Source organism: Bradyrhizobium sp. ISRA464 (assembly GCF_029910095.1).
Lineage (GTDB): Bacteria > Pseudomonadota > Alphaproteobacteria > Rhizobiales > Xanthobacteraceae > Bradyrhizobium.
The window spans coordinates 4,184,549-4,206,920 of the sequence record NZ_CP094526.1; the positions used below are offsets into that span (position 1 = coordinate 4,184,549).

19 protein-coding genes and 1 tRNA gene are annotated in these 22,372 nt (G+C 62.8%); 9 read left to right on the forward strand and 11 right to left on the reverse strand.

Annotation, left to right across the window (positions count from 1 at the left end; all coding sequences use genetic code 11):
• Positions 1-25: 25 nt before the first annotated feature.
• From MTX19_RS19695 to MTX19_RS19710, 4 genes are all read right to left on the reverse strand, one after another.
• A tRNA-Ser gene (locus tag MTX19_RS19695) sits at positions 26-115 on the reverse strand.
• Between the two features lie 69 nt (positions 116-184).
• On the reverse strand, positions 185-532 hold the full coding sequence (locus MTX19_RS19700) for a tyrosine-type recombinase/integrase (protein WP_348638383.1): 348 nt from the start codon (positions 530-532) through the stop codon (positions 185-187).
• A 310-nt stretch (positions 533-842) separates the two neighbouring features.
• A complete protein-coding gene (locus MTX19_RS19705) occupies positions 843-1,163 on the reverse strand; it encodes a hypothetical protein (RefSeq protein WP_280978908.1) in 321 nt (106 codons plus the stop codon).
• Between the two features lie 165 nt (positions 1,164-1,328).
• The gene (locus MTX19_RS19710) at positions 1,329-1,562 is read right to left on the reverse strand and encodes a hypothetical protein (protein ID WP_280978909.1); all 234 of its coding nucleotides are present in this window, start codon (positions 1,560-1,562) and stop codon (positions 1,329-1,331) included.
• A 337-nt stretch (positions 1,563-1,899) separates the two neighbouring features.
• On the opposite strand from MTX19_RS19710, the gene MTX19_RS19715 reads away from it, so the two are divergent.
• Positions 1,900-2,634: a hypothetical protein gene (locus tag MTX19_RS19715; RefSeq protein WP_280978910.1), complete on the forward strand. Its 735-nt coding sequence runs from the start codon at positions 1,900-1,902 to the stop codon at positions 2,632-2,634.
• Positions 2,635-4,171: 1,537 nt separating this feature from the next.
• The gene (locus MTX19_RS19720; RefSeq protein WP_280978911.1) at positions 4,172-5,098 is read left to right on the forward strand and encodes a septal ring lytic transglycosylase RlpA family protein; all 927 of its coding nucleotides are present in this window, start codon (positions 4,172-4,174) and stop codon (positions 5,096-5,098) included.
• Between the two features lie 18 nt (positions 5,099-5,116).
• Here the strand turns inward: MTX19_RS19720 and MTX19_RS19725 are convergent, their stop codons facing one another.
• Complete coding sequence (locus MTX19_RS19725; protein WP_280978912.1) at positions 5,117-6,052, reverse strand: alpha/beta hydrolase; 936 nt, start codon at positions 6,050-6,052, stop codon at positions 5,117-5,119.
• A 265-nt stretch (positions 6,053-6,317) separates the two neighbouring features.
• Between MTX19_RS19725 and MTX19_RS19730 the strand changes: the two genes are divergently transcribed.
• The 3 genes from MTX19_RS19730 to MTX19_RS19740 are packed head-to-tail and all read left to right on the forward strand — an operon-like array spanning position 6,318 to position 9,197.
• Positions 6,318-7,472, forward strand: a complete 1,155-nt coding sequence (locus tag MTX19_RS19730) for a D-alanyl-D-alanine carboxypeptidase family protein (RefSeq protein WP_348638312.1) — start codon at positions 6,318-6,320, stop codon at positions 7,470-7,472.
• 1 nt (position 7,473) lies between these two features.
• Positions 7,474-8,160 (forward strand): dTMP kinase, encoded by a 687-nt coding sequence (gene tmk, locus MTX19_RS19735; protein WP_280971575.1) that lies wholly within the window; start codon positions 7,474-7,476, stop codon positions 8,158-8,160.
• Positions 8,157-9,197 carry a DNA polymerase III subunit delta' gene (locus MTX19_RS19740; protein WP_280978914.1) on the forward strand — a complete coding sequence of 347 codons (1,041 nt, stop codon included), beginning with the start codon at positions 8,157-8,159 and terminating at the stop codon, positions 9,195-9,197. Before tmk ends, MTX19_RS19740 begins: the two co-directional genes overlap by 4 nt.
• Here the strand turns inward: MTX19_RS19740 and MTX19_RS19745 are convergent.
• Positions 9,131-9,577: a hypothetical protein gene (locus MTX19_RS19745; protein ID WP_280978915.1), complete on the reverse strand. Its 447-nt coding sequence runs from the start codon at positions 9,575-9,577 to the stop codon at positions 9,131-9,133. The two genes, MTX19_RS19740 and MTX19_RS19745, sit on opposite strands and share 67 nt — an antisense overlap.
• Here MTX19_RS19745 and metG point away from each other — a divergent pair.
• Genes metG through MTX19_RS19760 form a run of 3 tightly spaced genes read left to right on the forward strand, consistent with a single transcriptional unit; the run spans position 9,576 to position 12,837 of the window.
• Positions 9,576-11,228 (forward strand): methionine--tRNA ligase, encoded by a 1,653-nt coding sequence (metG, locus tag MTX19_RS19750; RefSeq protein WP_280978916.1) that lies wholly within the window; start codon positions 9,576-9,578, stop codon positions 11,226-11,228. The two genes, MTX19_RS19745 and metG, sit on opposite strands and share 2 nt — an antisense overlap.
• 14 nt (positions 11,229-11,242) lie before the next feature.
• Positions 11,243-12,034 (forward strand): TatD family hydrolase, encoded by a 792-nt coding sequence (locus tag MTX19_RS19755; protein ID WP_280984837.1) that lies wholly within the window; start codon positions 11,243-11,245, stop codon positions 12,032-12,034.
• A complete protein-coding gene (locus MTX19_RS19760; protein WP_280978917.1) occupies positions 12,031-12,837 on the forward strand; it encodes an MBL fold metallo-hydrolase in 807 nt (268 codons plus the stop codon). The genes MTX19_RS19755 and MTX19_RS19760 overlap by 4 nt, the downstream gene beginning before the upstream one ends.
• A 131-nt stretch (positions 12,838-12,968) precedes the next feature.
• On the opposite strand, the gene MTX19_RS19765 is transcribed toward MTX19_RS19760, so the two are convergent.
• The 4 genes from MTX19_RS19765 to MTX19_RS19780 all read right to left on the reverse strand — a co-directional run bounded on the left by MTX19_RS19765 (position 12,969) and on the right by MTX19_RS19780 (position 19,171).
• Entirely contained in the window at positions 12,969-14,618 is a 1,650-nt protein-coding gene (locus MTX19_RS19765; protein WP_280978918.1) for an acyl-CoA synthetase, read from the reverse strand.
• Between the two features lie 24 nt (positions 14,619-14,642).
• Positions 14,643-16,532 (reverse strand): TRAP transporter large permease subunit, encoded by a 1,890-nt coding sequence (locus MTX19_RS19770; RefSeq protein WP_280978919.1) that lies wholly within the window; start codon positions 16,530-16,532, stop codon positions 14,643-14,645.
• A 22-nt stretch (positions 16,533-16,554) separates the two neighbouring features.
• Positions 16,555-17,574 (reverse strand): TRAP transporter substrate-binding protein, encoded by a 1,020-nt coding sequence (locus MTX19_RS19775; RefSeq protein ID WP_280978920.1) that lies wholly within the window; start codon positions 17,572-17,574, stop codon positions 16,555-16,557.
• Positions 17,575-18,601: 1,027 nt separating this feature from the next.
• The gene (locus MTX19_RS19780; RefSeq protein WP_280978921.1) at positions 18,602-19,171 is read right to left on the reverse strand and encodes a sugar transferase; all 570 of its coding nucleotides are present in this window, start codon (positions 19,169-19,171) and stop codon (positions 18,602-18,604) included.
• Positions 19,172-19,797: 626 nt separating this feature from the next.
• Here MTX19_RS19780 and MTX19_RS19785 point away from each other — a divergent pair.
• On the forward strand, positions 19,798-21,072 hold the full coding sequence (locus MTX19_RS19785) for an O-antigen ligase family protein (RefSeq protein ID WP_280978922.1): 1,275 nt from the start codon (positions 19,798-19,800) through the stop codon (positions 21,070-21,072).
• A gap of 11 nt (positions 21,073-21,083) precedes the next feature.
• Here the strand turns inward: MTX19_RS19785 and MTX19_RS19790 are convergent, their stop codons facing one another.
• The gene (locus MTX19_RS19790) at positions 21,084-22,367 is read right to left on the reverse strand and encodes a glycosyltransferase family 4 protein (protein ID WP_280978923.1); all 1,284 of its coding nucleotides are present in this window, start codon (positions 22,365-22,367) and stop codon (positions 21,084-21,086) included.
• Positions 22,368-22,372: the final 5 nt, after the last annotated feature.

The window sequence follows — 22,372 nt, forward strand, 5'->3', positions numbered from 1 at the left end:
CTCCGGGCTGGACACACAACGGTGATGGCGGAAGGGGTGGGATTCGAACCCACGGTACCCTTGCGGGCACGCCGGTTTTCAAGACCGGTGCCTTAAACCACTCGGCCACCCTTCCAAGCCTCTGAACGATTTGGGCTTTTAATCATCAATTCGAGAACAAAGCGAGTCATCTGCTACCGCTTTGCTACCCAACGTCATCGGCGCGCTTGTTTATTGCGGCGCGCAAGGCTCCGTCAACCGAGGTGGCCTCTTCCTGCATGTTCGGCATCAGATGGCTATAAATGTCCATCGTGATCGCGATCGAGGAGTGGCCCAGCCGTTCCTGGACGACCTTGGGATGGATCTTCGATGCAAGCATGTGACTGGCGTGGCTATGGCGCAGCCCATGCAGGGTGATGCGCCACTCCTTCAGGAACTCGGAGACCGCATGGGTCAGGCTTCGCGGCCGCAGAGGCGAGCCATCAGCCTGGGTGACCACATGCCAATCGTTGTCTGCCCTGACACCCAGCCGGAGCAGTTCCTGAACCTGCACCACGCGCCACCGGCGCAGTTCCTCGACCGCCCCTTTTCGCGATATTCGCTGCCGCAAAGCCTGGTGCTCAGCGGCGTGACAGATCCAAACATTGCCGGACCTCAGTAGCCGTTCACATGGATCAGCTGCAGGCCTGCGCGTTGCCGGGCATCAGCGTCTGTAGTCGCGCCTGCTGAACATGTTCCGAAACCCTCGTGGCAGCCGTGGAATCCCATCATCCGGATTCGGCCCGTTGCACTTCGGGCAGGGCCCGCCAGCGCCGCCGCGCCTACAGGCGTGATTACCGGTCCAGGGCTGGTCCGGATGCTTCTCACAGACCCCAGCCGGTGTCGTCGCGGAGAATGCATTGGACGGTCATGCCAGCGACCGAAGAGGTCTCCTTGACCTCGCGGAGCCGAAGCTCTGAGCCGGCCGGCATGTACCCGAGGAGTGTGTGTCGCGTCCGTCCAGCGATCTCATCGCGGCGCATGGAGTCGCGCTCTGAGTGATAAGCCTCCATGTCGGCGACGAACTGGCGCGCGACTTCCGGCGGGATCTCAATCAGCTTTCGGGTGATAGGCATGCCCAGTAAATAGGTCCGGGTCGGTTTGGTTGCGATGTCGGGAGCTATGCGCCGCGAAGCCAGATTCAAGGCGTGTAATCGCGCCTCTGGCTTGCGCGGGCCGGGTCTCCCGAGCCGGGCGCCCAAACCCATATGTGTGTCGTGCGGTAGCGCCTGGCGCTATCGCCGCCCTCCTTCGAGGGCGTTTCCTCCCTAGACTTGGGGCCGCTTGTTGTTTCGAGCGGCCCTTTTTCTTTAGCCCGCCTCGGGGAACAGGTCTCTGCCGGCCTGCGTCATTCTGGTGGAGGTGCCGCTCTCGTGGACCTTCTCGAGCCATCCGCGCTCGATCGCCAGATCTAAACCCGCGCGGTACTCGGCCGTCGTCCCTTTGTCCTCGAACAGAAAAGGCCCGTTGATCTTCTCAATGTAGATCCGGCCGTCCTGGATGGGTTCGAACTTGCGTGCGTGCCCGCGTGTATAGCACGCCACCCACAAGCTCGTCCGCAATTCTAGAGGAGGGCATTGGCGCCCACGGCGCCGTTAAATTGTCCCCTCGCTCTCTGATTCCAACTAGCCACGCTGGCGCATGTCAGCCGGTCGGCGACGGGAGCGAACCGAACTCGGCTGAGTCGAGTTCTGCGAAGCGGGCAGGGCCAACTCTGAGCAGAAGGCTCTTAATGAATATGTTCGTCTCGTTCGCGGCGGTTGCTGCTGCGCCCGCTGTCGCTCTGACCTCGGCTCCCGATGGGCCGTTTGCGATCGATCACCAAGCTATCTTGGCTTCGCGTCGAGCAAATCGTCGACCTGCTCCGCACGCGATACATCTGTGAGGGCTGGAAGATGGACGAGGACGGAGCAGCGCGCTGCCCTGAATTACTTCCGTCGGCACGTCTTTGGGCCTGCGTTCAAGGATGAAGATGAGGACACGGCTGCATACCATCAAGCGTTTTTTAGCTCGCATGGTCAGGATCTTGACTGGATCCATGGCGGAAATCCCGCGGGTTTGATCTGCGGCGGCGCGCACCATTCGAGACATGCTGATGCTGAATTGCTCACGCTGCGGGAAAGGATGCTTGAGCTTCGGACTGCGGAGCAGGAGGCGACCGCCGAATGCATGCGAACATACGACGTCTATCATCGCTTGAGGCCCGCGCTGCCGCGCGAGCTGATTTGGAGGCTTGGCGATCCGGCCGGTTACGTCATCCAGTACAGCCACCTGTTCAGGTCTCGACCGAAGAAGCACAAGCAGCGTCGCGCTGACCAACCCATCACGGCCTACCGGCGTTGGCGCGCAGAGGAAACGGCCGCGGAAGAGCAATCGGGATACCTTCCGGCCGAGGAGAAGAGCGAGGCGATCGGCCGCTCAATGCATGAGGTCTATGAGCGGATGTTCGCCATCAAGCCGAAATCGATAGAGGGCTACCGAGCACTTGCCAGTGCCGTGCTCTATCGCTGCTGGGCGGGCGAAATAAGCAGGTACGATGACATCGAAACGAGCGCGCTCGCTGCCTTGGTTTCGGCGCTCACCGGCGTCGGAATTACCGGGACTGAGGCTGCGTAGGGCGCCCAAAACTACGCCGCCGGTCTCGAAATGATACGGGCCGGCGGCGCTTATTCCTGAACTGGGACGCTGAAATCCCCAGCAGCGAACGTACTGCACAGCCTGTGCCAAAGGCAGATGGCGCACATTGCGAGCAACCAAGCGGATTATGTGGCGTTTCCCTTCAAGTGTTCCCTGAACCCAGGGAGGGTTTCCGATGTTCAGAAAAGTTCTTCTATCCCTAGTCGCTATTGCAGCCATAGGCGGGGCGCCGACGGTGGCTTCTGCGCGCGGCGGATTCGGCTTTCATGGAGGCGGTTTCCATGGTGGCTTCGCGGGAGGTGGTTGGCACCGTGGATTTGGCCCTGCTTTCGCTGGCGGACTTATCACAGGAGCCGTGATCGGAGGTCTCGCATCGTCCGCATATGCTTGGGGGCCAGACTACGATTACTACGGTGGGTATGCGCCGGCGTACTACCCAGGGCCGGGCTACGGATACTACGGGTATCGGAGCTGCCCTGAGCCCGGTTACGGGGAATACTACAACTGCGGCGCCTATGCTGTGCCAGGGTATGGCTACTAGAGACCGTCTCACGGAAAAGAATTATGCCGCCGGGCTCGAAATACACTTTCCCTCAATGCAGACGGTCGGACTCCTACCGACTTTGCTACCCAACTAGAAAGAACTGGCTAGGATGGAGAGGGATATGACGGCAATCGCCGATCAAAAAAAACCAACTAACAAGGATACTTGCAAACGGCTCGTCACCTAACGGTATGGCTGTTTCTGAATTTCAAGACCGGTGCCTTAAACCACTCGGCCACCCTTCCATTCGCGGATGCGAGCGGCATAGCAAAGAGGTGTGCATCGCGAAAGGGGGCCTAGGCGTCCCCTTGGGTGGGCGCTTGGGCGCCCCATGCTAGACTTTTCATTTGAGCGCGAAAGCCAAGAGACTCGAGCACAGCAGCACGAGGCTCGCTGCGGTCAGAGTGAGAAATCCGTCGGAGACCAAATCGTGATTACGCATGACACACCTGCCTGACCCGATGCTCATCCGAACTGATTAAAGCTTTCCGAACAGTCGCTCCTGGAAAGAAGTGATGCATCTTTCCGCTTCAACGGACCGTCAGGCCCGGTACCGATAGCCTTCCACGGCATGAGCCAAGAAGATGGCTGCACTCACCAGGCCCATAACCGCCGTAACCGTCTCGATCATCGCAAACGTTCCTTTGCGCCCCACACGCGAGAGAAAACGATTGCAGCCTTGCACAGTCAAAAAGATTCAATTGTTGGAATCGAAGATGGGGCCTGACTGATGATTTGCTGCAACAGTGTGTCTGATTGCGAGACAGGAGAGGGCGCTCGGTGCGCCGGCAGGTCCGTAGATCCACTGAGAGGCGCACAACCAATCGTTCACCACGGGGTGGCTCTCCCCATTTCCGCCTTGTTCCGGTTGCGATATCTTCACCATCCGGTGCGGAGGTGGGCCGCATCGTGACGGAAGGGACGCCGACGCCTCGCAGTAGGTGCGGGTCCGGCAAATGGTACTTGGGGCAGATGGGGATCACACGGCCAGATTCGATTATCCGGACGGCGCGCGGCGCCATTGCCGTGGCGACCTGCCTCGTCCTCGCCAACTGCGCTTCGTCGAACAAGTTCGCAAGCCGCGTCGATCCCAAATACGGCGTTTCCTCGAGCCCGCGCGTCGTGGCGTTCGGTGAGCCCGTGCCGAAGGGCGGCGGCACCTACCGGGTCGGCAAGCCCTATGTTGTCGCCGGCCGTACCTATGTGCCCGAGGAGGACGTCAACTACCGCGCCGAGGGCATCGCCTCCTGGTATGGCGACGACTTCCACGGCCGCCTGACCGCCAATGGCGAGGTGTTCGATATGGGGTCGCTGACGGCCGCCCATCCGACCCTGCCGATGCCGTGCTATGCCCGCGTCACCAATCTGAGCAACGGCAAATCGCTGATCGTTCGCGTCAATGACCGTGGCCCATACCACGGCAATCGCCTCATAGACGTCTCGAACAAGGCTGCCGAACTGCTTGAATTCAAAGGGAACGGTACGGCCCGGGTTCGCGTCGAATATGTCGGCCGGGCGCCACTCGAAGGGTCCGACGACCGCCAGCTCATGGCGACCTTGCGCACTGGCACGCCGGCCCCGGCGCCGTCGCTGGTGCGGGTCGCCTCCGCGCGATCGTTCGTGCCTGACATGTCGTCCTCGGCCGGTCGCGTCCGCGGCGACGTCCCGCTGCCGGAAGGGCGGCCCTACAGCCTGGGCAACACCTCGGCCGATTACGCGTCGACTGGCGCCACCTCCGAAATATCAGCCTCCAGCCGCTCGCGCGGCCGCGTCCTGAACAATCCGCGGGAAGTGTCCTACGAGGCCGACGCCCGCTATGCCGCGAATCCGGCCCCGTCCTATGTGCCGATCGACGCGCGCGGGCCGGCCGAAGTGCTGAGCGGACGCGGTCTCTACTGAATCAAGCACTTCGTCGGATTATCTGAGAAACGCGATCAGCGCCTGGTTGACCTCGTCGGGCCGCTCCTGCTGGATCCAGTGACCGGCACCCTCGATGATCAGCTTCAGTTTCAGGTTCGGCAGCACGCGTTCCATGTCGGCGACCCGCTTGGCACCGATCAGCCCGGTGATCACCGAATCGTTCGAGCCAGCGATGAACAGCGACGGTTGACGGATCTGCGCGTCCTGCCAGGGTGCGGTCAGCTCCCAGTTGCGGTCGAGGTTGCGGTACCAGTTCAGGCCGCCGCGGAAGCCGGACACGGCGTAGCCCGCCGCGAACTCTGCGATGTCGGCTTCGGTGAGCCAGTTCGGCAGCGGCGTCCCGGACGGCAGGTTGCCGAGGAAGCCCTTGGCCTCATCCACGAACATCGAGCTGGGGTCGGATACGCCGCGCCCGAGGATCAGGCGCATGGTGCTGGCTATGTCGCGCTCGAATTCGGCCTCCGCCACGCCGGGCGGCTGGAAGTACTGCCAATAGAAGTTGGTGATGCCACTCTGGCGCAGGGTCTCAAGCGGGCGCCCGCGTCCCCGGAACGGGGGCGGGACGCTGAGGCCGGCGACCTTGGTGAAGATGTCCGGCCGGAACAGCGCCGCGTGCCAGGCCACCGGTGCACCCCAGTCGTGGCCGACGATCATCGCCTGCTTCTCGCCGAGGGCCGCAACCAGCGCGACCATGTCGCCGACCGTATCCAAGATCGTATAGGCGCTGATGTCGGCCGGCGCGCTGGTCCGGCCGAAGCCACGCATGTCGGGGGCCACGGCCCGGAAGCCGGCCGCCGCCAGACCCTCAAGCTGATGCCGCCATGAATAGGATAGTTCCGGCCAGCCGTGGCAGAGCACGACGAGCGGGCCTCGCCCCGCTTCACGCACAAACATGTCGATGCCATTGGCGGAAATGGTGTGGGAGGAGGACATCGCGTTTCCGCCTTGTTTGCCGGTTCTGGTGTCATGAGCCGGTTCCAAGGATAGGGAGGTTAGCTGCAACCGGCAATCTGACCGGCCGTGCACAGGCGCAAAAACCTCAGTTGTTTGCGGTACTTCCAATTGTTAGAACGCAGCTTTCAGGATATCGCCGATGGCAGCCGAGACCGCAGTTCCCCGCACGTTCGCCGCTCGCGCTAGGCGAGGCTGGCGCGCCCTGGTGGCCGCCGTTGTCGCGCTCGGTATCGGCTGCGGCGGGGTGGTCTATGCAGCAAATAACAGCGTGCAAGGCGCCAAGAAGGAGGAAGGCGGCTTCGATGGCGATGCGCCGACCGCGATCCTGATCGAGGCCTCCAGCGGCAGCGTCCTGTTCGAAAAGAATGCCGACGAACTGCGCGCGCCTTCCAGCATGATGAAGCTGATGACCGCCGAGGTCGTGTTCAACGCGATCGAGAAGGGCGACGTCAAGCTCACCGACGAGTACCGGATCAGCGAGTACGCCTGGCGGCATGGCGGAGCACCATCGGGTACCTCCACGATGTTCGCCGCGATCAACAGCAAGGTCTCCGTCGACGATCTCCTGCACGGCGCGATCATTCAGAGCGGCAACGACGCCTGCATCGCGCTGGCCGAAGGCATCGCCGGCAACGAGCACATCTTCGCCACCGACTTCATGACCAAGCGCGCCCGTGAGCTTGGCTTGACCAAGTCGACCTTCGCCAATTCCAACGGGCTGCCCGACCCCGGCAACAAGATGACGGTGCGGGAGCTTGCGATGCTGGCGCGCCACATCATCCTGGCCTATCCCGACAGGTACAAGCTGTTCGGCGAGAAGGAATTCACCTGGAACAAGATCCGCCAGCAGAACCGCAACCCGCTGCTCAACGCGTTGCCCGGTGCCGACGGCCTGAAGACCGGCTACACCAAGGAAGGCGGCTACGGCATGGTCGGCTCGGCGGTGCAGAACGACACGCGGCTGATCGTGGTGGTCAATGGTCTCGAGGATTCGGAAGACCGCGCCACCGAGGCCAAGAAGATGCTCGAATGGGGCTTCCGCAGCTTCGAGACGCGAACATTGATCGCAGCCAACCAGACCATCGGCTACGCCAGGGTATTCGGCGGCGACAGCCGGTCGGTCAAGCTGACCAGCCCGGACCCGATCAAGGTGATGGTGTCGAAGAACGGCAATGACAAACTGCTGGCGCGCATCATCTATAGCGGCCCGGTCAAGGCGCCGATCCAGGCCGGCCAGCAGATCGGCGTGGTCAGGGTCTGGCGTGGCGCCAATGTCGCGGTGGAATCGCCGGTGTTCGCGGCGGATGCGGTCGGCACGGGATCGACCATGCGCCGCGCGCTCGATGGTGCCCAGGAGCTCGTCATCGGCATGTTCCGCGCCGGCGTCGAGAAGCTCTGACATGGCTGAAGTCGCGCTCAAACGGCCCAGCTTGCGCGGTCGCTTCATCACCTTTGAAGGGGGTGAGGGGTCCGGAAAGTCGACCCAGATCCGCAGGCTCGCCGAACGTCTCGATGCCGCCAAGCTGCGCGCCATCGTCACCCGCGAGCCCGGCGGCTCGCCGGGGGCGGAGATCATCCGCCACCTCGTGCTGTCAGGCATGGGCAAGCTGCTCGGGCCGGAGGCCGAGACGCTGCTGTTCGCAGCCGCCCGTGACGACCATGTCCGCACCGTGATCCTGCCGGCGCTGAACCAGGGCATCTGGGTGCTGTGCGACCGCTTCTTCGATTCGACGCGCGTCTATCAAGGCCAACTCGGACAGGTGCTGCCCGGACTCGTCAACGCCATGCAGCGAGTCACGATCGGCGATCTCAAGCCCGATCTGACCATCATCCTCGACGTCCCGGTCGAGATCGGCCTGCAACGCGCCGCCGCCCGCCGTGGCAACGCCGTGGCGGATCGTTTCGAAGCGGAGGACGTTCAGTTCCACCAAAATCTGCGCGAGGCCTACCGGCAGATCGCGGCCGAGGACCCGCAACGCTGCGTCTTGATCGATGCCACGGCCGACCCTGATACGGTCGCGGCCAAGGTATGGACCGCGCTGCGCGACCATCTGTTCGCAGCGGCAACGGCGGCCGGTCCCACATGAGCGCCCGCAAGACCGAGCAGGAGATCGCGGTCCGGCATCCGCGCGAGACGTCCGACTTGTTCGGGCATCGTGAGGCCGAGACTGCGTTGCTCGAGGCCTATCGCAGCGGACGGATTCCACACGCCTGGCTGATCGGCGGCGCCCAAGGCATCGGCAAGGCGACCCTGGCCTATCGCATGGCGCGGTTCGTCCTGGCGTTCCGCAATCCGAAGGCGTCCCAAGTGCAGCAGGCACCGACACTTCGCCTCGACCCCGCCGACCCGGTAGCGCGGCAGGTCATGGCCGGCGCGCATGGTGGACTTTTGGTGCTGGAGCGGGGCCTCAACGACCGTGGCGTGATGCGAACGGTGATCACGGTCGACGAGACGCGGGAGACGATTTCGTTCTTCGGTTCGACCGCCGCGGTCGATGGCTGGCGCGTCTGCATCGTCGACACCGTCGACGAGCTCAATCCCAATGCCGCGAACGCGCTGCTCAAGGTTCTCGAGGAGCCGCCACAGCAATCGCTGTTCCTCCTGGTCAGCCACGCGCCGTCACGGGTGCTGCCGACCATCCTGTCCCGCTGCCGGAAGTTGCTGCTGCGGCCGATCGATACGAGCGACGTCGTGCGCGCGGCCGCGGCAGCAACCGATATTGCCGCCGACGATCCTGCACTGGTCGAGGCCGCGGCGGCCTCGGAGGGGAGTGTGGGCAGAGCGCTGTCGCTGCTCGGCGGCGACGCGCTCAAGCTGCAGCAGCGCACCGCCGCATTGCTGGCGACGCTCCCCCGGGTCGATCCGCGGGAATTGCACGCGCTCGGCGATGCGCTAGGCACCAGCGACCGCGTCGCGCTCGCGGCCTTCATCGACGGGATCGATCGCTGGATGAGCGAGCGCATGCGCACCGGCGACGCCAATGCCAATCTGCCGCGCCTTGCACGGCTCGCAGAGGTATGGGAAAAGATCGTCCGCGCCGCGCGCGACACCGAGGCCTACAATCTGGAGCGCAAGCCGCTGGTTTTCTCGGTGTTTTCGATGCTTGCGGACGCAACCCGATAGACGCTTCGTCTGACAACACTCCCGACAATTTCGTTTCGATCGACAAAGGATTCCGTGGTGGCGACCGCAAAGAAAAAATCGTCCAAGAAGAAAGCGAAGAGGACGAAGCCGACTTCGCCCGCCCGCGCCATCAGGCAGAAGGGCGCAGCCAAGTCGCGCGTCGCCAAGAAGAGCGGGCGCGTCGGGAAGAAGGCTAAGAAGGCGGCCAAGAAAGTCGTCAAGAAGTCAGGCTCGAAGAAGCTTGCCAAAAAGGCGACCGGGAAGGCTGCCAAGAAGGTCGCCAAGAAAACGGTCAAGAAAACCGTCAGGAAAACCGCGAAGGCCTCGCCGAAGCAGGACACGATAACGGCCGCCGCGCCGGCGCTTGCAAAACCTGCCATGTCGAAGGCTCCGGCAGCCGGGAAGGTGCCGAAGGCCGCTTCTGCGCCGAAGCAGCCCAAGCCGGTGGCGGTCGCTCCCGCGTCCACCCCCGTATCGTCGCCGCCAGCAGATCGCGGCAACATTTACTACATCACGACGGCGATCGCGTATCCGAACGGCCAGCCGCATATCGGCCACGCCTATGAGGCGATCGCGACCGACGCGCTGGCGCGCTTCCAACGGCTCGACGGCAAGGACGTGTTCTTCCTTACCGGCACCGACGAGCACGGCCTGAAGATGATCCAGACCGCGCAGAACGAGGGGATGACGCCGTTCGATCTCGCGACCCGTAACGCGGCGCGCTTCAAGGAGATGGACGAGCGGCTCAACGTCTCGTTCGACCGCTTCATCCGCACCTCCGAACCTGCGCACCACAAGTCGGTGCAAGGGATCTGGCGCCGCATGCAGAAGAACGGCGACATCTATATCGACACCTATGCCGGTTGGTACTCGGTGCGTGACGAGGCTTATTACGCCGAGGATGAGACTGTGGTCGGCGAGGACAATGTCCGCCGCGGCCCGCAGGGCACACCGGTCGAGTGGGTCGAGGAGAAGAGCTACTTCTTCCGTCTCTCGGCCTATCAGGACAAGCTGCTGCACCTCTATGAGAGCCAGCCCGATTTCATCGGCCCGGACTCGCGCCGCAATGAGGTGATGAGCTTTGTGCGGGGCGGGCTGAAGGACCTCTCGATCTCCCGCACCACTTTCGACTGGGGCGTCAAGGTGCCGGATGATCCCGAGCATGTGATGTATGTCTGGGTCGACGCGCTGACCAACTACATCACCGGCGTCGGCTATCCCGACGAAGCGGACGCGCGCTGGCGCTATTGGCCGGCCGACGTGCACGTCATCGGCAAGGACATCATCCGCTTCCACGCGGTGTACTGGCCAGCCTTCCTGATGTCGGCGGGCATTCCCGTGCAGAAGCGCGTCTATGCGCACGGCTTCCTGTTCAGCAGAGGCGAGAAGATGTCGAAGTCGGTCGGTAACGTGGTCGACCCCTTCAATCTCGCCGAGCAGTATGGCGTCGACCAGGTGCGCTATTTCTTCCTGCGCGAGGTGCCGTTCGGCCAGGACGGCAACTACAACCACGAGGCCATCGTGGCGCGCATCAATGCCGACCTTGCCAACGACTTCGGCAATTTGGCGCAGCGCTCGTTGTCCATGATCGCCAAGCAACTCGGCGGCGTGCTGCCGGAGCCCGGCGAGCTCAGCGAAAACGACAAGGCGATCCTAGCGCAGGCCGACGCCATGCTGGAGGCGTCGCGGTCCGCGATGGCGACGCAGCAGATCCATCAATGGCTCAACACGGTCTGGGCCGTGGTCGCCGAAGCCAACCGCTATTTTGCCGGCGAGGCACCATGGGCTTTGGCGAAGACCGATCCCGCGCGTCAGAAGACGGTACTGTACGTGACCGCTGAAGTCGTGCGTCAGATCGCGATCATGGCGCAGGCCGTGATGCCGGCGTCCTGCGCGAAGATGCTCGACAGTCTCGGCATCGCCGCGGATGCCCGCAGCTTTGCGGCGCTCGCAGAGCGGATCAAGCCGGGTACTTTCTTGCCGGCGCCGGTCGGCGTCTTCCCGCGCTATGTAGAACCGAAGACCGAGTGAACGGTTCGGAAATCATGCTGGTCGACAGTCATTGCCATCTGGATTTTCCTGATTTCACCGATGATCTCGACGGGATCGTCGGTCGCGCAGACGCCGCCGGCATCGGCCGCATGGTCACCATCTCGACCAGGGTGAAGCGGCTCGGCGGGCTGCTGGCGATCACCGAGCGCTTTCCAAACGTCTACTGCTCCGTCGGCACGCATCCGCATCATGCCGATGAAGAGGACGGCATTCCCGCAAGCGAGCTCGTCGAGCTCACCAAGCATCCGAAGGTCGTAGCTCTCGGCGAGGCCGGGCTCGATTATTTCTACGAGCACGGTTCGCGCGAGGCGCAGGAGCGCGGTTTCCGCGCCCATATCGCCGCGGCGCGCGCGACGGGCCTGCCGCTCGTCATCCATACCCGCGAGGCCGACGAGGATTGCGGCCGCATCCTTGAGGACGAGGTGGCGAAAGGGCCGTTCAAGGCTGTTCTGCACTGCTACACCGGCGGGCGCGAACTGGCGATGAAGGCGATCGCCCTCGGGCTGTCTATCTCGTTTACGGGCATCCTGACCTTCAAGAAGTCGGACGCTCTGCGCGCGCTGGCCGCCGAACTGCCGGCCGACCGCATCATGGTGGAGACCGACGCGCCGTATCTCGCGCCCGGTAAATTCCGCGGCAAGCGCAACGAACCGGCTTATGTTGTCGAGGTCGCGAAAGTGCTGGCGGACACCCGCGGCGTCTCGCTCGAGGAGATCTCGCGGCAGACCACCGAAAATTTCTTCCGGCTGTTCTCCAAGGTGCCGGCGCCGAAGGAGACCGCATGACCGTTACGTTGACGATCCTCGGCTGCGGCTCTTCGGCCGGCGTGCCGCGGCCCGCGTTGGGTTGGGGCGCCTGCGATCCCAACAATCCCAAAAATCGCCGTCGCCGCTGCTCGCTGCTGGTCGAACGCGAGGGGGCACACGGGATCACGCGGATCGTGGTCGACACGTCGCCCGACCTGCGCGAACAGTTGATCGACGCCAATGTCGACCATATCGACGCGGTGTTCCTGACGCACGAGCACGCCGACCAGACCCACGGGATCGACGATCTCCGTTCCGTCGTGCTGCACCAGCGCCGGCGGATTCCGGTCTATTTCAACCAGTCGACCGCCAAGGACATCATGGCGCGGTTCTCGTATTGCTTCATCTCTCCGGAGGGCAGCGACTACCCGCCGATCCTGACGCGGCATGCGATCGAGGCCGGCGAAAGCCATTCGACCGAAGGGAAGGGCGGCCCGGTGAAGCTCGAGGCCTTCCTGGTGCACCACGGCAAGATTCCCGCGCTCGGCTTTCGTGTCGCGAATGCCGCCTATACGCCTGATCTCCACGACATTCCCAAGGAGAGCTGGCCGGCGTTGCAAAACCTCGATCTCTGGATCGTCGACGGGTTGCGCTATGCGCCCCATCCCAGCCATTTCAGCGTCGGTGACGCGCTGTCGTGGATCGAGCGCTTCAAGCCGAAACGCGCCGTCATCACCAACATGCATTCCGACCTCGACTACGAGGTGCTGCGGCAGTCGCTACCCGCAAATGTCGTGCCGGCCTATGACGGCATGCAGTTGGAGCTGGAAAGGGTAAGCTGATCGTTCAAGCGTCATTGCGAGGAGCGATAGCGACGAAGCAATCCATCCTTCGGGAAAGTGGAGACATGGATTGCTTCGCGGAGCCGGTCATCGGGCGCGCATTCGCGCGACCCGTTGGTTCGCCATGACGCTTAGGTCGAGATGGCCTTGGTGGACCCGACCTGGTTGCGCAGCAGGAATTTCTGGATCTTGCCGGTCGAGGTCTTCGGGATCACGCCGAAGACCACCGACTTGGGCGTCTTGAATCCCGACATGTGCTCGCGGCAATAGGCGATGATCTCGGCCTCGGTGGCCTTGGCGCCGTCCTTCAGCTCGACGAAGGCGCAGGGCACTTCACCCCATTTTGCGTCGGGCTTGGCCACGACGGCCGCGAACAGCACGGCCGGATGCTTGTAGAGGATGTCCTCGACCTCGACGGAGGAGATGTTCTCGCCGCCGGAGATGATGATGTCCTTGGAGCGGTCCTTGATGATGACGTAGCCGTGCTCGTCCAGCACCCCGAGGTCGCCGGTGTGGAACCAGCCGCCGGCAAAGGCTTCCTGGGTTGCCTTCTCGTTCTTGAGGTAGCCCTTCATCACGATGTTGCCGCGGAACATGACCTCGCCGATGGTCTTCTCGTCGCGCGGCACCTCGCGCATCGTCTCGGGATCGAGCACCGTGACGCTTTCCTGCAACGGATACGACACGCCCTGGCGCCGTTTCATCTGCGCGCGCTGATCGGCTGAGAGTTGGTCCCAGCCCGGCTGCTCAGCGCAGACGGAGGCGGGGCCATAAACCTCGGTCAGGCCATAGACATGGGTCAGTTTGACGCCGATACGCTCGGCGCCTTCGAGCACGGCAACCGGCGGCGCTGCGCCTGCGATCAGCCCGACGACCGGCCTTGCCTTGCTGCCCGCGGGCGCGTTCGGCGCGTTGATCAGCGTGTTGTAGACAATCGGCGCGCCGCACATGTGGGTGACGCCGAGCTTCAGGATCAATTCAAAGATCTTTGCCGGATCGACCTTGCGCAGGCAGACATTGACGCCGGCTGCGGCCGCGACGGTCCAGGGGAAGCACCAGCCGTTGCAATGGAACATCGGCAGCGTCCAGAGATAGACCGGATGCTGGCCGAGATTGCCGGCCAGGATGTTGCTGACGGCGTTCAGATAGGCGCCGCGATGATGGGTCACCACGCCCTTGGGATTGCCCGTCGTGCCCGACGTGTAGCTCAGCGCGATCGCGTCCCATTCATCGGCCGGCAGCCGCTCCACGAAAGCAGGGTCACCGGCGGCAACCGCTGCCTCGTACTCGATCTCGCCGATCCGCTTGCCGCCGGCGAATGCCGCGTCGTCGACGTCGATCACGAACGGCTTGGGGCCCTTCATCAGGGACAGGGCTTCTGCGATCACATGGGAGAATTCGGGGTCGACGAGGATGATCCTGGCGCCACCATGGTCGAGCTGGAACGCGATCGACGGTGCATCCAGGCGGATGTTCAGCGCGTTCAGCACCGCGCCGGTCATCGCCACGGCAAAATGCAGCTCGTTCATTGCCGGGATGTTCGGCAGCATCGCCGCGACGGTGTCGCCACGGCCTATGCCGTGTCCGGCCAGATAGGACGCAAACCGCTTGCAGCGCTCGTAGGTCTGCTTCCAGGTGAAGCTGCGACCTTCATAGACCGCGCTGATATGGTCGGGATAGACCGCGGCCGAGCGTGCCAGGAAGCTCAGCGGCGTCAGCGGCACGTAATTGGCCGGCGTCTTGTCCAATCCGATTGAGTACTGATTTTGAGCTCCACTCATGGCTCTATCTCCTCCGCAAGGTACTTAGAGGAAGCCGATCGAAATCCACGGGAAGATGGCGACGATGATCAGGCCGATCAACAGCGCCAGCATGTAACCCCAGATCGGCCGGATGCCGTCGGCCGGATCGACGCGCCCGATGGCGCAGGCGGCATAATAGCCGACGCCGAACGGCGGTGCGAACAATCCAATGCCCATCGCCAGGATGATGATCATGGCGTAGTGCACCTCGTGGACGCCGACTGCGTGGGCAATCGGGAACAACAGCGGCCCAAACAACACGATCGCCGGAATGCCCTCGAGCACGCTGCCGAGGATCACGAAGGCGAGGATCGAAACCGCGATGAAAGTCGCCGAGCCACCGGGTAAGCCAGTCATCGACGCCGCCAGCGCGCGCGAGAAGCCTGACTGGGTCAGGCCCCAGGCCATGCCGGTTGCCGCGCCGATGATGAACAGGATCGCCCCCGACAGGCACGCCGTCTCGACCAGCATCGGCAACAGCCGCCGCCAGTTGAACTGGCGGTAGATCAGGAGGCCGATGACGAAAGCATAGACGATGCCGATGGTCGACACCTCGGTCGCGGTCGCGATACCCTCGACCACCGCGTAGCGGATCACGAAGGGCAGGGCCAGTGCGGGCAGGGCGAACACGAACGCCCGTCTAATCTCGCCGGCCTTGGCGCGCTGAACGTGGCTGAGGTCCTCGCCACGGTAGCGCCACCACACCAGCGCCGAGAGCGTAATCGCGAGCACGACGCCCGGCAGCAGGCCGCCGGTGAACAGCGCCGAGATCGAGACGCCGGTCACCGAGCCGATGGTGATCAGCACGAGGCTCGGCGGAATGGTTTCGGTCTGCGCGCCGGTAGCGGCGAGCAGGGCGACGAGATCGCCCGGCTTGGCGCCGCGCTGCTTCATTTCCGGAAACAGCACCGGTGCGACCGCCGCCATGTCGGCAGCCTTCGATCCGGAAATACCCGAGACCAGGTACATGGCGCCGACCAGCACGTAGTGCAGGCCGCCGCGCACATGCCCGAGCAAGCTCGCCAGGAACGCGACCATGGCCCGCGCCATGCCGGTCATCTCGATCAGGAGGCCGAGAAAGACGAACAGCGGCACCGCGAGCAGGATGAGATGGCTCATGCCCTCGTCCATCCGGCCGACCAGCACCATCAGCGGCGTCCGCGTGGTCAGCGCCAGATAGCCCAAGACCGCCATGCCGAAGGCAAACCCGATCGGCACGCCGGCGAAGACGCAGAAGCCGACCACGCCCACGAAGAAGATGACCAGGTTGAGATTGCCGAGCGGCCGCAACAAGGGCTGCGCGAACCAGAACAGGGCAATCAGCACGGCAACCGTGAGAACGGCCAGCAGCAGGGTTTTGACGTCACCGACCCGTGGTGCCAGCCGCAACAGCGCGAACAGAGCCATCAGGCCGGTGCCGATCGGCAGCGCCGCCGCGCGCCAGGAGTTGGAAATCTGCAGCGCCGGCGTGGTGATGAAGCTTTCCTCGTAGGCATACTCGTACGCCGGCCGCACGATGAGGATCAGGAACGCAAGCGCGGCGCAGGTCGCGACGACGTCGAGATAGGCCCGCAGCGCCGGCTTGGCGTTCGCCACCATCACCGTCATGCGCATGTGCTCGCCGCGGCGGAGCGCCACCGCCGAGCCCAGCATGGCGAGCCACAGGAACAGGATCGACGCCAGCTCGTCCGACCAGATCAGCGGAGCATGGAGCACGTAGCGTGCGATCACGCCGGCGAACAGGAGGACGACCTCGGCGACGACCAGGATCGCCGCCGGGATCTCCACCAGAAGGCCGAGAGCGGCATCGATGGAGCCGAGGACGGAGCGGCGGCGAGGGGACTGCGACGCCGCCTCGCCGGCCACGGCCGGCGTCATCTCGACTTGAGCCATGGCAAGTCTCCCGCTCTATTGCTCAGGACAGTTTGCCGACCGACTTCTCGAGCAGCTCCCACGCCTTCTCGCCATACTTGCCCTTCCATTCGGCATAGAAGCCGGCGGCGCGGAGCTTCTCGCGGAACGGCGCGACAGCGGGCTGGTTGAAGACGAGCCCCTTGCCTGCGAGTTCCTGCTGGACCGACGCATTGAGCTTCTCGGTGTCTTCGCGTTCCTTGACCGCCGCCGCGTTGACATGCTTGGCGACGATGGCGCGGATGTCCTCCGGCAGCGCCTGCCAGGCGCGGCGGTTCATCAGGAACCAGAAGCCGTCCCACATATGGTTGGTCAGCGAGCAGTATTTCTGCACTTCATACAGCTTCGCCGCCGAGATCAGTGCCAGCGGGTTCTCCTGGCCCTCGACGATCTTGGTCTGCAGCGCCGAATAGACCTCGCTGAAATTGATCGAGGCGGGCGCGGCGTCGAACGCCTTGAACATCGAAGTCCACAGCGGCGACACCGGTACGCGGATCTTGAAGCCCTTGAGGTCGTCGGGACCGTTGATCGGTTTGGTTGACGACGTGGTCTGGCGGAAGCCGTTGTCCCAAATCTTCTCCATGACCTCGAGGCCGGCCTTGTTGATCTCGCCGCGCACGTAAGCGCCGAGCTCGCCGTCCATGGCCTTCCAGACCGTCCGATAGTCAGGGAATGCGAAGCCGATGCCGTTGATCGAGGCTGCCGGCACTAGGGTTGCCAGGATCAGGCCGGACAAGGTGAAAAACTCGACGCCGCCGGAGCGCACCTGGCTCAGCATGTCGGTATCGGAACCGAGCTGGCTGTTCGGGAACACTTGCAGATCGAACCGGCCGTTGGTCTCGGTCTTGATCGCGGCAGCCATCTCCCGGGCGCGCGCCACGAACGGATGCGACTCCGGCAGGTTATTGGCGAACTTGTAGCTGAACTCGGCGGTCTGGGCGCGCGCAACGTATGGGGCGCCAATTCCGCCCAGGACGGCGGAAGCGGCGGAGACCTTCAGCAGCGTGCGTCGTGAAAAGCTCATCGGTTTCTCCCTCGGAGAGGCTTGTTGTTGTTCTGAGATGCCATCCTATACGGACCTGATGCCGCGGGGTCACCAGCGATCTCGGCTCAGGCCGCGCTTATTGCAGCGTCCGTACGCCGCGGCAATATCGGCTTTCAGACGAGAGGATCAGATCGCTGAGGATTGGCGCACGATGGTCATCGGACTTTGGAGTGATCGCCGCCGCGATCAGGGTCGTTGCAGTGGCGGATATCCGATGCCCTGTGAAGAAGCTCCGCTAAATATCTGATCTAATTGTGGATATAAAATATTCCATAATATACCTTATGCGAATAATTGATGTGGGTGTCCAGCCGCGGCCAATTGTTTTTGTAGCACTCATTTGATTTCCTGCACTGAGTTCACACGATTCCTGCACCGAGTGGCGTTGTCGGCTGCGATTGGATCTGAGCCATTCGTGCTCTATTGGAATCTGCAGGCGCGTCGTGGAGATGCCAGATTTCGTTGCCGCGCGTTCGCCAAGGAAAACGACATCCGGCATTTATAATGCCGCCGCAGGACAGTGGGCCAGGTCCAGTCGCCCGTGGAGGTCAATCACCACCCTGCTCCCGGCAGCTTGGTGCAATCGGTCCGCTGCATCCGACGCAGGCAAATCACGTCATCTACGTCAGAAAGCGGGGGAACCCCGCACTTGACGATCAGCGCAACGACCGCACTTATCGGGATCATGCGTGCGTATTGCGTATTGCAACGGAAACGAGTCGATTGCAGAGGAAAAGGAGTCGCCGGCATTGTGGATTCCTGTCGGCGGGCGGGAGGCGCCTGCCTTGCCACTCGTCCTCCACCGATAGGGGCCTGGGATGGCCCCAGGCGAGACCAGAGGTCTCCTTTTGCGAGACATCCAGCCCAACGTATTGCTTCATAGCCCCCTCCGACTCGGATGATTGCGTAAGGGCGTTATGATAACGGACCTTTTGTGTCGCGGACGCCGACCGCAATTACGTCATCGTATGCAAATTTTGAACGCCGATTGACACAGCATGCACGATCAGCACGCATTCTGCGGACGCAGCACTTCCCTCACTGTCATCGCGACGATGATGAGATCAAGCCGAAATGACCAATGGCGTATGTATGCGAGATCACGAGCGACGCGCTTCTCCATGGCTGTCAGGTCGCGCGTCTCGCCCCTACATCCATTCACCTGCGCCCAGCCGGTCATTCCCGGCCGTACCGAGTGACGATACGCATACCTCGTAATCAATCTGGAGTACATCGCGTCGTGGACGAGCGCATGCGGTCGGGGACCGACAAGTGACATGTCGCCGCGGAGGACATTCAAGAGCTGAGGCAACTCGTCCATGCTTGTCCTGCGCAGGATCCGTCCGATCTTGGTCACGCGGGCATCGCCCGGCCGGGCCTGGCAAACGTCGGCGCCATCTTCGATGCAGGTCATGGTGCGGAACTTCAGAATTTGAAAGCGTTGCCCGCCGCGCCCACCGCGCCACTGTCGGAACAGAACCGGACCCGGAGTCTCTGCCATCACCGCGATAGCGATGAGGACGATCGGCACAAACAGGATGACAAGCGCAATTCCGGCGACCACTAGATCGAACACCCTCTTGGTCTTGCTATTTGGACCGCTTTGCCTCCGTTGACGTGCGCGCCGTCCGCCGGGCACCTCCCTCTTCTTCGATCTCAGACGGGGACCCCGCGCCTCAAGCCGCGTATCGACGACCGCGCTATGCTCAAGTTTGGCGCAAGCGGGCCGTTCAGCCTCGACCGGAGCCGCTCCGCGCATCAAACCGCGCCGACCACGGCGACCGTGGCCAAGCTGCCTGGCGAACACGCCAGGCGCCCCAAGAACAGTCGGCCATTGCATCCTGACTCCCGCGTGAGAGGCGACGATCATCCCCGCCCCGGGAACCCGCTGTTCTCAGGCCGTCGCACGAGCTGGTTATGCAAACATTCTAAATCCCGGCGCAGCACGCTTCTGCATGCTTCCGCCGACCACGCCTCCAGCGCTTGCTCCCGCTACAGGCGTCGTGGCGCTGAAGACGATACATTCGATGCTTTGGACTGGCGAGATTTCGTCAGTGCTAGGTCCGATGCGCCTCCGCCGATACGTTTGAGCTTTTGCGGAGATTGTGCGATCGCCCTAAAGAACGAGGCTTCTGCTGACTTCAGCTCGCTGCGATCGGTTTGGAGCGCAATACCATCCAGTAGCGCCGCCCCGGGAATGCCGTGTCCGCCATCATTCTGGCAGTTGTCGGTTTGCTACTCCTGCTGACGCGCATCATCGGCGTGCGCCAGATGATGCTGACTGTCATGCTCTTGCGCCCGTCGTGCGATCGCGCGTTCGATTGGGTAAAGGCCGGCCTCGGCCAGCAATCCGGACCGGGCGCAGCGATCAACGCGCTCGTGATCGTCTTGGCGATGATCGCTATCGCCCAGGTTCCCAACGCCGTCCTCTCGGCGCCGCTGCTTGGATGGGCAAGCCTGCTTCTAGCGGCCGCGATATCCCTCTTTCACACGACCGATCTGAGCGCGGGCACACGTGACGTTCTGGATCTCGCCACATATGGAGCCGCCTTCACGCTTCCATATCTCGTCGTCAGGAGCCGAACAACGGCCGCGCAGTGCCTCACGGTCGCACTCGGCTCATCGCTGATACCGTCGGTCTATGCACTGCTGGAACTCGCAAGGCAGCCCGCGTCCCTGACGGGACCGCAAAGACTGCAGAGCACCTTCACGCATCCAAATATCTACGCGTTCTACATTGTCGGCGTTCTGGCCCTGATCCTCTACATGCACTGCTCCACGAATTTCCGCATCTCCGCCTTCTTGCGCCGAGCGACATTTTGCTACGCGCTCTATCTTCTGTTCCTGCTGCTGCTCACAAAGACCCGAAGTGCGTGGCTTGCAGCGCTGCTCCTCATAACCGGTTACTCGATCGTCGTGGACCGGCGCTGGTTGCTTCCAGTGCTCATTTTGCCGATGGCGCTCCTCATACCCGGAGTTTCCGAACGCTTGGCGGATCTCGAATCGGGCGCCATCGACGGCACTTACGAGCACCTGAACTCGATGGCTTGGCGCGAGGTGCTGTGGAATGACACGCTCGAATGGCTCGCGGCCAATCCCTCCGGCCTGTTCGGCTACGGGTTAGGATCCTATCAATCCTACTTTCCCCTATTCTTCCCGCGCGGCGACGGGCAGGAGGGGATCGGTCCGCATAATGCTGTTCTGCAAATTTACTTTGAAATGGGTATCGTCGGGCTGTGCAGCTTCGCCGTCTTGATGGCTGCGATTGCGTTCAGGCTTTTCTCCACGATCGACCGGGACTTCGCCGGCTCTTTCACAATGCTGATGTTGTGGATCGGCTATCTCATGGTCTTCTATTCGGACAATCTTCTCGATTACCTGCAATTCCAATGGTTCTTCTGGTTCACGATGGGAACCGTGTGCGCGTCAAAGCGCTTTGCCGGAGCAGCATTGCAATCTCGACCGCTCTTCTCTTGAAAACCGTTGCGCTATTGCATCGCCGTCGTGAGTGGCCGCTCCGCCCCGAGGGGATTGCACCGGCACGACACCTGTTCTGCAAACATAGCGGCCAAAGCCGCCGCCTCACGGTCGACGTCATGCAGGGCCATCACGCGTTCGCGCGACTTGCGCCCCATTGCATCCAGCTTCTCCCGCGGGGCAAGGAGACATTCGGTCATCGCTGCGGCAAGCTCCTCCACGCATCCTGGGGGGACAAGCCAACCCGTTTCGCGGGAGAGCACCAGCTCTGGAATTCCGGCGATTTGCGTTGCCAACACCGGGCGCCGAAGTGCCATTGCTTCCATGATCACGATAGGCAGGTTTTCGGCCACGCTCGCAACGACAAGCGCCTGAGCGCCCAAAATTTCACGCCGAACGTCGGCGCTGCTCAGCCAGCCGAGCAGCCGGACTGACTCGGAAAGTCCGAGCTCGGCAATCAGGCTTTCGAGTTCAGGTCGCGCCTCCCCGTCCCCAATCAACGCCAGTTCGAATTGATGCCCTGCAGCGGCCACCATCGCTGCAGCCCTGATGAGAATACTCTGGCCTTTCTCTCTGCACAGCCGCCCGACGCATACCAACCGCGCTGCATCACGCGGTTCATCTTCGGCCGCTTCATGGAACCTTCGATCCAGACCGCACCGGATAAGCTTGATTTTGCTCTGATCGGCAGCGTCGCACCAGCGGTAGAGCTGGGATCGCCCGTAGTGGCTTACAGCGGCCACGAACGCAGCCTCATGGATCTTGGTCCGCAAGCCAATGAATTCGGGCTTGTCGTATTCATCGTAGCCATGAACCGTGAAGCTATACGTCACGCCAGTAAGTTGGGCGGCGAGCAGCGCAAGCTCGGCCGGGTTCGTTCCAAAATGGGCGTGAATGTGTGCCGCGCCCGTCACTCGAACGAGCGACGCGACCCCGCACGCTTCGACCAAGTAGAGGGCGTGCAGCAATGGCCCACGATCGCTCCTGCGCATCAGCCGCAACGTCGTTGCAAGTGCCCTCGCAAAACGGTGCGGATGCAGCAGTAGCGACTGAGCTACCGCGCGCAGCAAGCCAAAGGGCTGTCGAAGCAGATAGGTCGTTTGCTTTTCTTCCTCAATGTCGCCGGGATCCACCAGCGTCTTGCCGGCTCTCGCAGCGACGCGGACGACCTCAACGCCCAATCGCTCGAGCGCCTGCACCTCCCTCTTGATGAAGGTGTGCGTGACAGCAGGATATTGATTGACCAGGTATAGGACGATCGGGCCGCGATTTACGACCCTGAGCGGGTTCTGCAAGACCT